The organism is Pseudomonadota bacterium, from assembly GCA_039193195.1.
Lineage (GTDB): Bacteria > Pseudomonadota > Gammaproteobacteria > Steroidobacterales > JBCBZW01 > JBCBZW01.
Genome location: JBCCWS010000012.1, coordinates 107,539 through 119,540 on the forward strand (window position 1 = coordinate 107,539; position 12,002 = coordinate 119,540).

General features: G+C 64.5%; 11 protein-coding genes. 5 read left to right on the forward strand and 6 right to left on the reverse strand.

Going from position 1 to position 12,002, the window contains the following annotated elements; genetic code table 11:
- Positions 1-22: 22 nt before the first annotated feature.
- The 5 genes from uppS to rpsB form a co-directional block, all read right to left on the reverse strand.
- On the reverse strand, positions 23-790 hold the full coding sequence (gene uppS / locus AAGA68_12380) for a polyprenyl diphosphate synthase (GenBank protein MEM9385853.1): 768 nt from the start codon (positions 788-790) through the stop codon (positions 23-25).
- A 3-nt stretch (positions 791-793) separates the two neighbouring features.
- On the reverse strand, positions 794-1,351 hold the full coding sequence (frr, locus tag AAGA68_12385) for a ribosome recycling factor (protein ID MEM9385854.1): 558 nt from the start codon (positions 1,349-1,351) through the stop codon (positions 794-796).
- Positions 1,352-1,416: 65 nt separating this feature from the next.
- The gene (gene pyrH, locus AAGA68_12390) at positions 1,417-2,151 is read right to left on the reverse strand and encodes a UMP kinase (protein MEM9385855.1); all 735 of its coding nucleotides are present in this window, start codon (positions 2,149-2,151) and stop codon (positions 1,417-1,419) included.
- Positions 2,152-2,188: 37 nt separating this feature from the next.
- Entirely contained in the window at positions 2,189-3,067 is an 879-nt protein-coding gene (gene tsf / locus AAGA68_12395) for a translation elongation factor Ts (GenBank protein ID MEM9385856.1), read from the reverse strand.
- A 140-nt stretch (positions 3,068-3,207) separates the two neighbouring features.
- Complete coding sequence (gene rpsB, locus AAGA68_12400) at positions 3,208-4,161, reverse strand: 30S ribosomal protein S2 (GenBank protein MEM9385857.1); 954 nt, start codon at positions 4,159-4,161, stop codon at positions 3,208-3,210.
- Positions 4,162-4,372: 211 nt separating this feature from the next.
- Here rpsB and map point away from each other — a divergent pair, with 211 nt between their 5' ends.
- Genes map through dapE form a run of 5 tightly spaced genes read left to right on the forward strand, consistent with a single transcriptional unit; the run spans position 4,373 to position 11,208 of the window.
- Positions 4,373-5,140 carry a type I methionyl aminopeptidase gene (map, locus tag AAGA68_12405; GenBank protein MEM9385858.1) on the forward strand — a complete coding sequence of 256 codons (768 nt, stop codon included), beginning with the start codon at positions 4,373-4,375 and terminating at the stop codon, positions 5,138-5,140.
- 3 nt (positions 5,141-5,143) lie between these two features.
- On the forward strand, positions 5,144-7,885 hold the full coding sequence (gene glnD, locus AAGA68_12410; GenBank protein ID MEM9385859.1) for a [protein-PII] uridylyltransferase: 2,742 nt from the start codon (positions 5,144-5,146) through the stop codon (positions 7,883-7,885).
- Between the two features lie 49 nt (positions 7,886-7,934).
- Positions 7,935-9,125: a succinyldiaminopimelate transaminase gene (dapC, locus tag AAGA68_12415; GenBank protein MEM9385860.1), complete on the forward strand. Its 1,191-nt coding sequence runs from the start codon at positions 7,935-7,937 to the stop codon at positions 9,123-9,125.
- Between the two features lie 59 nt (positions 9,126-9,184).
- Positions 9,185-10,006: a 2,3,4,5-tetrahydropyridine-2,6-dicarboxylate N-succinyltransferase gene (gene dapD / locus AAGA68_12420; protein ID MEM9385861.1), complete on the forward strand. Its 822-nt coding sequence runs from the start codon at positions 9,185-9,187 to the stop codon at positions 10,004-10,006.
- Complete coding sequence (gene dapE / locus AAGA68_12425; protein MEM9385862.1) at positions 10,003-11,208, forward strand: succinyl-diaminopimelate desuccinylase; 1,206 nt, start codon at positions 10,003-10,005, stop codon at positions 11,206-11,208. The genes dapD and dapE overlap by 4 nt, the downstream gene beginning before the upstream one ends.
- Here the strand turns inward: dapE and pstB are convergent.
- Positions 11,184-11,999, reverse strand: a complete 816-nt coding sequence (gene pstB / locus AAGA68_12430) for a phosphate ABC transporter ATP-binding protein PstB (protein MEM9385863.1) — start codon at positions 11,997-11,999, stop codon at positions 11,184-11,186. The two genes, dapE and pstB, sit on opposite strands and share 25 nt — an antisense overlap.
- Positions 12,000-12,002: the final 3 nt, after the last annotated feature.

Genomic DNA, 12,002 nt, shown 5'->3' on the forward strand with positions numbered 1-12,002 from the left:
CATGGGCGGGCGAGCGCGCCGCCTACGCGCCAGGTGCCTGACCGACTAGACGGCCGAAGCGCCGCTCGCGGTGCGCGAAGAACTCGAGGGCTTCATCGAGGGCGGTCGCATCGAAATCGGGCCAGAGGCAGTCGGTGAAATGCAGCTCCGTATACGCCAAATTCCAGAGCAAGAAGTTGCTCACGCGACGCTCGCCACCGGTCCGGATGAACAGGTCTGGGTCCGGCAGCTGGGCCAGCGCGAGGCGCTCTTGAAGGTGTTCTTCACCGATCTGCTCCGCGTCGAGCTTGCCGTCTTTCACGTCGATGGCGAGCTGCTTGGCCGCCTGTGCCAAGTCCCAGCGCCCACCGTAGGAAACCGCCACGACAAGGCGCAGGCCCGCGTTGTTGAGCGTGGTCTGCTCAGCCTCGAACATCAGCTTGCGCAGCTGGGGGTTGAGCGCTTCGCGGTTGCCGACAAACTCCAGGCGTACGCCGTTGCGATCCAGTTCTGCGATCTCGCTGCGCAAGGCCTCAGCAAACAAAGTCATTAGGAGGCCCACCTCGCGGCGCGGCCGCTCCCAGTTCTCGCTTGAAAACGCGAACAGCGTGAGCGCTTCTACGCCACGATCGGCACACGCCCGCACCACTGCTCGGGTGGCTTTCACGCCGGCTCGGTGACCCGCGCTACGTGGTAGGGAACGATTCGTGGCCCAACGCCCGTTTCCATCCATGATAATGGCCACGTGCTTCGGGAGCCCACCCGGCTCGCGAGGTAGGGGTGCGTTGGCTGCACTGGCCGGCGTACTCACCGGTCAGACCTCCATCAACTCGGCTTCTTTCTCCGACAGTACATCGTCGATCTGCGCGACGTACTTGTCGGTGAGCTTCTGCGTCTCTTCCTGGGCCCGACGCTCGTCGTCCTCGGTGATCTCCTTCTCCTTGGCGAGCTCCTTAAAGTCCTGGTTGGCGTCGCGTCGGATGTTGCGCACAGCCACTCGCGCTGCCTCCGCTTCCTGGCGGACAAGGCGCGTCATCTGCTTACGCCGCTCTTCGGTCAGGGCGGGTAGAGGTACGCGAATCACCGTGCCCGCGCTCGAGGGATTGAGGCCGAGGTCGCTATCGATGATCGCCTTCTCGATCACCGACACCATGTTCTTGTCGAAGGGAGTTACGGTAAGCGTGCGCGAATCAGCGGCGGCGACGTTCGCGGCCTGGTTGAGGGGCACGCTGGCGCCGTAATAGTCCACACTCAGCCCGTCCAGCAGGCTGGGGTGAGCCCGACCGGTTCGGATCTTTTTCAGGTCCGAACGCAGCGCTTCGACGCTCTTAGCCATGCGTTCGGCGGCGTCTTTCTGAATGTCATCGATCATTCGTCACTCCAGGCGCGTGATCCTTGACACATCAAGGACTGCGTCGCCAGATCGCTAGTCGTCAGCTACCGCGGGTCATTGGTCAGCAGCGTCCCCACATCCTCGCCGCGGACGATGCGCTCAAGGCCCCCGGGATTGTGCAGATTGAACACGCGCAGGGGCAAGTTGTGTTCACGACACATCACGATCGCCGTGGTGTCCATGACGCGTAGGTCGTCCGCAAGCACCTGGTTAAAGGACAGGCGTGGGTAGTGCTTCGCATCTGGCGTGGTCACGGGGTCCGCCGAGTACACGCCATCGACCTTGGTCGCCTTCATCAGCAGGTCGGCCCCGATTTCCGTCGCCCGCAGGCTGGCCGCCGTATCCGTGGTGAAGAACGGGTTTCCCGTGCCCGCAGCGAACACCACAACCCGCCCCTTCTCCAGATGCCGAATCGCCCGGCGGCGGATGTAGTCCTCGCACACCTCGTTGATGCGAATCGCGGACATGACTCGAGCGGTGACCCCGCAAGACTCGAGGGCATCCTGCATTGCCAGGGCGTTAATGACGGTGGCGAGCATTCCCATGTGATCGCCGGTCACCCGGTCCATACCGGCGCGGGCCAAGCCCGCGCCGCGGAAGATATTACCGCCGCCGATGACAACAGCCACCTGCAACCCCAGCGACACCACGTCGTGTATCTCCCCGGCGATGCGCTTTAGCACCGCGGGGTCGATGCCGTAGTCGACACTGCCGAGCAGTGCCTCGCCGCTCAGCTTTAGCAGCACGCGACGGAAGATCAGGGGACTGCTAGCACTCATCCAGTCGGCAGCTCCTTAGGGGCCTGAAACGCGCCTATCAATTGCTGCCGCTAAGGGCAGCCACCTCGGCGGCAAAGTCGTCTCCGCCCTTCTCGATACCCTCACCCACCTCGAAGCGCTGATAGGCGCCGACCGTAGCCTTGGCAGCGGCGACCAGCTTCTTCACCGACATATCTGGGTCCTTCACAAAGGGCTGACCCATGAGGGTGATCTCACCGAGGAACTTGCGCAGGCGCCCCTCCACCATCTTCTCGATGATGTTGGCGGGCTTGCCGGAGCCTTCGGCCTGAGCGATCAGAATCTCCCGCTCCTTGGTGAGCGTATCGCCGGGAACCGCGGACTCATCCAGGTATTGGGGCTTAGCGGCCGCAACGTGCATCGCGAGGTCCTGACCAAGCTGCTCGTCGCCGCCCTCGTAGGCCACCAGCACGCCGATCCGACCGCCGTGGGAGTAATGGGCGATTTGGCCGTCACTGCTGACGCGAGAGATGCGGCGAATGGTGATGTTCTCACCTACGCGAGCGGTCAGCTCTCGGCGTGCCTCGTCGACGGTTTTGCCGTCCGAGAAGTCCGCGCCAGCAAGGGCTTCAACATCCTCGGAGCCTAGGCCCAAGGCGACGCTGGCAACCGTATTAGCGAACCCACGGAAGTCATCGCCGTTGCCGACAAAGTCGGTTTCGCTATTCACTTCCACGAGCACGGCCTGTTTGCCACCCTCGGCCACGGCCGCGGCGATGACGCCCTCGGCAGCGACGCGGCCGGCCTTCTTGTCGGCCTTGGCAATGCCTGCCTTGCGCAGGTTCTCGGCGGCAGCATCGAGGTCGCCCTCGGTCTGCACCAGTGCCTTCTTGCACTCCATCATGCCGGCGCCGGTACGCTCCCGGAGCTGGCGCACCATGTCAGCGCTGATCTTCATGTCCTGATATTCCTCAGCTGGGGCCAAAGATGCCGTGCCGCCGATGCTACGGCGGCCCGGAGTGGAGTTGTCTCGTCCCGCGCCCGGCCGACGCCTCGGTCGGCCCCGACTGCGCGCAGGCAGCAGGCGTGACGACGTAGCTAAGCGCTCGTGTCGTCGCCGCCCGGGTCTTGCGCTACCGCCGCCGGCGCCTCCGCCGGGGCATCGCTCGCTGGCGCTGCCGCTGGCGCCGGTGCTGGCGTGGGCTCCGCGCTGGGCGCTGCGCGACGCGCGCCGCCACCGCTGGCACTGCGACGCTTGTTGTTGCCTCGACCACGGGCCTCCCGGCGACCGGTGTCAGCGGCCTTGCGTGGCTTGCCATCCTCGTCGAGCTCAACGAAGTCGTCCTCGCCACCGAGGTCGAGCGCCGGCGAGGACTCGCGGCCCTCAAGCACCGCGTCAGCGATGCCCATGGTGTAAAGCTCAATGGCGCGCATGGCGTCGTCATTGCCGGGGATCGGGTAGTCCACGCGCTCCGGGGAGCAATTCGTGTCCACCACGCCGACCACGGGGATGTTCAGCTTGCGCGCCTCGTTGAGGGCGATGGTCTCGTGCCCGACATCCACGATGAAAAGGGCGTCGGGAAGACCCGGCATATCCTTAATCCCGCCCAGGCTGCGCTCGAGCTTCTCGAGCTCGCGGCGGCGGTTGAGGGCTTCCTTCTTCGCGAGGCGATCGAAAGTGCCGTCCTCGAGCTGGGTCTCAAGCTCCTTCAGGCGCTTGATCGACTGGCGCACGGTACGGAAGTTGGTGAGCATGCCGCCGAGCCAACGATGAGATACGAAGGGCATGTCGCAGCGTGCCGCTTCTCGGGCGATCGTGTCGCGAGCGGCCCGCTTGGTGCCAACGAACATGACCCGGCCGCCGTTGGACACCATGTTCTTCACAAAGCCCGCCGCCTCCTGGTACAGGGGCAACGTGCGCTCGAGGTTGATGATGTGGATCTTGTTGCGTTCGCCAAAGATGTACGGAGCCATCTTCGGGTTCCAGTAGCGAGACTGGTGGCCAAAATGCACACCGGCCTCCAGCATCTGACGCATGGAGGGAGTAGTCATCTGATTTTTCTCCGGGTTAGGCCTCCACACGCCCCACCCGGAAACCCGCGGATCCCAAGCGGATCGGTAGGGCACCCAACCGGAGTGTGACGACGTGTGTGAGAAGTATTGGTAGCTGCTGGAGCCACCAGTTGCTGCTATGCCAAAATGGCGGGCGCTTTATAGCACGGAATCCCCTCAGCGACAATCGGTTCGGTACCCAAGTCCCAATATGGCGATAAGCATCAAGTCCCCGGAAGATCAGGAAAAAATGCGTGCGGCGGGAGCAGCCGCTGCGCAGGTGCTAGACATGGTCCGTGAGCACGTCAGTCCAGGCGTAACCACGGATGAGCTCAACGAAATATGCCATCGCTACATCACCGATGAGCTGGAGGCCATTCCAGCGCCCCTTAACTACAAGGGATTTCCGAAATCCATCTGCACCTCAGTCAATCACGTGGTGTGCCACGGCATCCCGTCCAACAAGAAGTTACGGGCGGGCGACATCGTCAACATCGACATCACGGTGATCAAAGACAACTTCCACGGCGATACGAGTCGTATGTTCTACGTGGGAAAACCCACGGTGATCGCCGATCGGGTGTCGAAGGTCGCCCACGAGGGCATGCGCCGCGGCATCGAGCTAGTCCGTCCCGGCACCACCCTGGGTGACATCGGTCACGCGATCCAAACCTATGTGGAGGGAGAGAACTGCACCATCGTTCGCGAATACTGCGGTCACGGGATTGGCCGCATCTTCCACGAGGAACCGCAGGTCTTGCACTACGGTAAGCCCGGCGCCGGGGTCACTCTCGAAGAGGGCATGACCTTCACCATCGAGCCGATGGTGAACGCAGGCAAGCGCCACGTACGCCTGCTCCCCGATGGCTGGACCGTGGTCACCAAGGACCATTCCCTCTCCGCCCAGTGGGAGCACACGGTGCTCGTCACCCACGACGGCTTCGAGGTCCTGACGCTCGGATCCGCTGGCGACATCTGACCCATGGCGCCGCTGTACTCCGCCGAACCGGGCCTTGCCGCCAGCACCCTCGCCGGCGAGGGCACCGTGACATGGTTGCCACGAGACACGCTCAATCGCGCCGCCGGGGCGAAGCATCAGGAGGCGATTGCCCTGTTTCGCGAGGCCCTGGAATTCGGCCATAGTGAGCTCAATCGGCGCTTTGAGGCGGGCGATAGCATCGAGTCCCTGGTCCGCGGGCGCGCGGCGCTGGTGGACGAAGTGCTTACCCGCGTCTGGCAGCGCGTCTTCGAGTCCTGCGAGATGCCGATCGCACTCATCGCGGTCGGCGGCTACGGCCGCGGCGAACTTCACCCCTGCTCCGACATCGACATCATGCTCCTGCTGCCCGACGGCGCCTCGCCCAAGGACAAGCAGGACCCGATCAGCCAGATGATCACGACCCTGTGGGATATCGGCCTGGAAGTCGGCCACAGCATCCGCACCGTGCGCGATTGCGAGCGCGAGGCTCGATGCGACGTCACGGTGCTCACAGCACTGATGGAATCGCGTTGGCTAGCCGGTTCATCCGAGCATTTCGCGCGCATGCAGGAGGCCATCAGCCCAGCGCGCATGTGGCCCTCCGCTGGGTTTTTCGAAGCCAAGACCGAGGAACAGGCCCAACGTCACGCGCGCTACCACGACACGGCATACAACCTAGAGCCTAACGTCAAGGGCAGCCCCGGCGGCCTGCGCGATATCCAAACGGTCGCTTGGGTGACACAGCGCCACTTCAATACCCACACCCTAGATCAGCTCGCGGATCAGGGCTTTTTGACTCCGGACGAGTACCAAGCCCTGCTCTCCGGGCAGCGATTCCTTTGGCGCATCCGCTTCGCGCTGCATTTGGCCAGCGGCCGCCGCGAAGACCGCCTACTCTTCGACCTACAGACTCGCCTAGCTAAGATGTTTGGTTACGAGGACGCCAGCTACACGCTCGCCGTCGAGCAGTTCATGCAGCGCTACTACCGCACCGTGAAGGAGCTCTCGCGCCTGAACGACATGCTGCTGCAAATGCTTCGCGAGGCGATCATCGACGCGGGAGCCGACCAGGCTCCAACGCCCATCAACGAGCGCTTCGAGATCCACCGGGACTACGTGCGGGTACGCCACGAGGGCGTATTCGCGCAGGAGCCCTCGGCGCTGCTCGAGATGTTTCTGATCATGCAGCAGCACTACCACCTGCGCGGGATCAGCGCGAGCACGATCCGCTCCGTGCGCAAGCACCTGCACCTGATCGACGAGGAGTTCCGCCAGAACCCGCGCCACCACCGAATGTTCGTCCAGCTGCTACGTGCTCCCGAGGGGGTCACCCGCGAACTGCGACGCATGAACGCCCTCGGCGTGCTCGGGCGCTACATTCCCGCCTTCGGGCGCGTCGTCGGACGCATGCAGTTCGACCTCTTCCATACCTACACGGTCGACGAGCACACGCTGTTCGTCCTGCGCAATCTGCGCCGCCTGGCCCTTTCGCGCTTCGACGCAGAGTTCCCAGACGTCAGCGAGATCATGCAGGCCCTGCCCAAGCCGGAGATCGCCTACCTCGGCGCTCTCTTCCACGACATTGCTAAGGGCCGTGGCGGCGACCACTCGGAGCTGGGCGCCGTGGACGCGGAGGCATTCTGCTTAGAGCTTGGGCTGCCGCGCTACGACGCGCGGCTCGTGGCCTGGTTGGTTCGCCACCACCTGCTCCTGTCGGTGACCGCGCAGAAGAAGGACATTAGCGATCCGGAGGTGCTACACGAGTTCGCCTCGGTGGTCGGTGACGAAACCCACCTCGATTACCTTTACGTGTTGACGGTCGCGGACGTGCGCGGCACCAACCCCAAGCTCTGGAACTCCTGGAAGGCCTCGCTCTTCCGCGAGCTGCACCAGGCCACGCGACGCGCCCTCAGACGAGGCCTAGAGAACCCCATCGATCGCGAGGAGTTGATCGATCAGACGCAGGCGGCCGCTCGCGAGCAGCTGCTTGAGGGCGGGTTGGAGCCCGCGGCTATCGACAGCGTGTGGAATCGCTTCACGGACGAGTACTTCCTGCGCCACTCGCCCCAGGAGGTCATCTGGCACAGCAATCGCCTGGCGCCGCTGGCGATGGACGGCGCGGAGTCGTTGATCGCCGTGGCCCGCGAACCAAAGCGCGGCGGCACGGGCGTGCTGATCTACCAGCCCTACTCGCCGGCCAACTTCGCCCGCTCCACCGCCGTGTTCGCAGAGTTGGGATTAAATGTGCTCGAAGCTCGCCTCACGGTCGTGGCCAACCAGGCAAGCCTCGACACCTACGTCGTATTGGATGAGAGCGGCAAGACCCTGGACGATGCTGGTCGCGTTAGCGAGCTGGAACAACGCCTGCGCGAAGCGATGGCCCGCGATGGCCTCGAACCCGCGGTGTCGCGCAAGACGCCGCGCCGGGTGCGCTTGTTCTCCACCCGAACCCGCATCGAGTTCGCGATCGATGCACGGGCCGGACATACGGTGATGGAACTAGTTGCACCGGATCGCCCGCGGCTGCTGTTCGACGCCGGCACGGCCCTGCGCGAGGCGCGGGTCCAGCTGCACACGGCGAAGATCTCCACCATCGGCGAGCGCGCCGAAGACGTATTCATCCTTACGGACGAAGCGGGCGCTCCCTTGACCGACGCCGCTTGCGCTCAGTTGAAGGAGCTTTTGCTAAGCGCCTTGCACGAGCCGGACGACGCCCAACAGCGCGCGCGGGGAACGGGTGCCTGAGGATCTTGGGACCCACGACGGCAGCGTGGGTCCGACGGGCAATCCCCGCCTGGCCGAGCTTCATGACTATCCCTTCGAACGCCTAGGGAAACTGCTCGCTGGGGTGAACCCGCCCGCCGCACTCCGGCCGATCTCCCTGGCCATTGGCGAGCCCCAGCACGCGGCGCCGGACTTCGTAGTCGAGCGCCTACGGGCCCACCTCCACGAGCTCACGCGCTACCCGACTACCCCAGGCCTGACGGCACTGCGTGAGACGATCGCCAACTGGCTACAAGGGCGCTTCGCATTGCCTGACGTCGATCCCGAAGCTCAAGTGATTCCGGTCTGCGGAACGCGCGAGGGGTTGTTCTCCTGCCTGCAGGCAACCCTGGATACGAGTGCTGGTCAGCGACCGACAGTGGTCGTACCCAATCCGGGCTACCAGATCTATGAGGGCGCCGCCCTACTCGCAGGCGCTCAGCCGTGGTACCTGCCCCTGGAGGCCGAGGATGCCTGGGGCGTCAATCTGCAGCGCGTCCCGGACGATGTGTGGCGGCGCTGCCAGGTTCTGGTGCTGTGCACGCCTGGGAACCCCACAGGCGCCGTAGCCGATCTCGCCACCCTGCGGGATGCTATCGAACTCGCCCATCGCCACGACTTTGTCATCTTCAGCGATGAGTGCTACAGCGAACTCTACCTGGACGAGGCGACGCCGCCAGCGGGGCTGTTGGCTGCAGCCAACAGCCTGGGCGAGCACACCTTCGCCCGCTGCGCCGTCTTCCATTCGCTCTCCAAACGCTCCAACTTGCCGGGCTTGCGCAGCGGTTTCGTCGCCGGCGATGCGAACTTGATCAGCGCCTTCCGTCGCTATCGCACCTACCACGGTTGCGCCATGCCCCTGCCGACCCAACGGGCGAGCATCGCGGCCTGGGGGGATGAGGCCCACGTGCGGAGCAACCGTGCCGCCTACCGTGAGAAATTTGCCCTGGCCCGCGATCACCTGCCGCTCGCCTTCGACGCCAGCACGCCCGCCGCCAGCTTCTACCTCTGGGGACGACCGCCGATCAACGCCGAACGCTTTGCTCGCGAAGCCTGGAGACGTCAGGCGCTACGTATCTTGCCAGGCGCTTACATGGCGCGCCCGGATCCCTTCTCGGGCCGCACGCCGGGGGCAGATCGCGTGCGCATCTCCCTGGTCCCCGCGAGGGACGAGTGCGCCGAGGCCCTGCAGCGCCTACGCGCCTTGCTCGATATCTCTTGATCCATCCATGACGCAACGCGTCGCGCCGATTGCGCACGCCGCCTAGGAAAACGTACCCAATGGAAGCACAGCGACAGCTGATCGAAGACGCCTTTGAACACCGCGGGGAAATCACCCCTGCGAATGCAAACCCCGCACTGGTAGAGGCCGTCGAATCGGTCTTCGATGGTCTCGACGAGGGCCGCGTGCGCGTGGCCGAGCCGATTGACGATGGCTGGCGCGTCAACGAGTGGCTGAAGAAAGCCGTGCTCTTGTCCTTCCGTCTCCGGGACAACGCCGTGACTGACGACGGCGTCAGTCGCTACTACGACAAGGTGCCGTTGAAATACGAGGATTACGACGAGGGTCGTTTTCGCCGTGACGCGGTGCGGGTCGTGCCTCAAGCGGTGGTCCGCCGCGGCGCGTACGTGGGTCCCGACGTCGTCCTCATGCCGAGCTACGTCAACCTAGGCGCCTACGTCGGCGAGGGCTCCATGATCGACACCTGGGCGACCGTAGGCTCCTGTGCACAGATCGGGCGCAACGTACACCTGTCGGGAGGCGCCGGTATCGGCGGCGTCCTAGAGCCCCTCCAAGCAGCGCCGACGATCATCGAAGACGACTGCTTCATCGGCGCGCGATCGGAGATCGTGGAGGGCGTGCGCGTGCGCCAAGGGGCGGTGATCGCGATGGGCGTGTTCATTGGCGCGAGCACACGCGTCTACGACCGCGAGGCCGACGAGGTGAGCTACGGGGAGGTGCCCCCGGGCGCGGTGGTCGTTCCTGGGGCTTTGCCTGCGCCGGACGGGCGCTACTCCCTGGCCTGTGCCGTCATCGTGAAGCGGGTGGATGCGAAGACGCGTGCCAAGGTCGGCCTCAACGAACTGCTGCGCACAACATGAGCCGCACAACTGTCCAAGCGCTCCAGGACGCGGCATTCGCCCTCACCCGCGAGCTCATCGCTCGACCGTCGATCACTCCAGAGGACGCCGGTTGCCAGGCGCTGATCGGCGAGCGCTTGCGAACCCTGGGCTTCGAAGTGCAAGACCTGCCCTTCGGCGAGGTGAGCAACCTATGGGCCGTTCACCCCGGCGATGAAGCCACGCCAGCTGACGGGCCGGTGCTCTGTTTCGCCGGCCATACGGACGTGGTGCCCACCGGTCCTCTGGATCGCTGGAGCAGTCCACCCTTCGAGCCAACGGTACGCGACGGAAGACTGTATGGGCGGGGCGCGGCGGACATGAAGTCTGGCGTCGCTGCCATGGTCACCGCCCTCGAGGCTTGGATCGCGCACACGGGCGGTCGCGGGCGCCTTGCGCTCCTGCTCACGAGCGATGAAGAGGGGCCTGCCCGCGACGGCACGCGCCGAGTGATCGAGACCCTCGAGCAACGCGGCCAACGGATCGACTGGTGCGTGATCGGTGAGCCCTCCTCTCAGGGTAAGTTGGGCGATATCGTACGCGTTGGACGACGCGGCTCCCTCACCGGCCGCCTCCGCGTGATCGGCAAGCAAGGGCACGTGGCCTACCCGCACAAGGCACGCAATCCCATTCACGGGGCGGCACCGGCCTTGGCCGAGCTGGTCGCCACGCGATGGGACGAAGGCAACGAGTACTTTCCGCCGACGAGCTTCCAGATAGCACAGGCCCAAGCGGGCACCGGCGCCAGCAACGTCATCCCCGCACACCTCGACGTAGTGTTCAACTTCCGCCACAGCACCGAATCGACAGTCGAATCGCTGCAAGACCGGGTGCTGGAGATCCTGGGTCGTCACGGCCTCACTGAGCACATGGAACTGGTTTGGGATGATCCGGCATCACCGCCCTTTCTCAGTAAGGCGGGAGCACTCGCCCAAGCCGTGCGTGAGGTGCTACCAAAGCACACGGGCACCGTGCCGACGATGGACACGGGCGGCGGTACGTCCGATGGACGCTTTATCGCGCCGGCGGGAATCGAGGTGGTGGAGCTGGGCCCGGTGAACGCGAGCATTCATCAGATCGACGAGCATATCGATGTACCGGACATCGGTCGCTTGACGGCGATCTACCTGGACCTCATCGACGCGCTGATCGGCTCGCCTCAGCCGAACCGGCCGGTGATGTAGTCCTCGGTGAGCTTGTGCTGAGGGTTGGTGAAGACGCGATCCGTCTCGCCCACCTCGACCAGATGGCCCAGATGAAAGTAGGCCGTGCGCTGCGACACGCGCGCGGCTTGCTGCATCGAGTGCGTCACGATGGCGATCGTGTAGCTCTGGCGCAGCTCATCCACGAGGTCTTCGATCCGGGCCGTTGCGATCGGGTCGAGCGCTGAGCATGGCTCGTCCATTAAGATCACCTCCGGGCTCACGGCAATCGCCCGCGCGATACACAGGCGTTGTTGCTGGCCACCGGATAGCCCCGTACCGGGCGAGTCCAGGCGATCCTTCACCTCTCCTAGCAACCCCGCCTTCTCCAAACTTGTAAGGACGATCTCATCGAGTTCCGCGCGAGCGCTCGCTAGCCCGTGAATCCGTGGGCCATAGGCAACGTTCTCGTAGATGGACTTCGGGAACGGATTGGGTTTCTGGAAGACGATCCCTACCCGCGCACGCAGGGCCACGGGATCGACGTCTTTGTGGTAAACGTCGTTGCCATCGAGGCGGATATCGCCCTCCACGCGACAGTCCTCGATCGTGTCGTTCATCCGATTCAGGCAACGCAGAAAGGTCGACTTGCCACAGCCGGAAGGGCCGATCATGGCGATGACCTGGTGCTGGGCGAAGTCGAGGCTAACGTTCTTGATCGCGTGTTTGTCGCCGTACCAGACGTTCACGCCCTTGGCCGAGACCCAAGGATCGGACAGAGTCGGCGTGCCAACCGTGTTTCCGAGTCCATCCTGCGCAGTCGAATCGGGCATTAG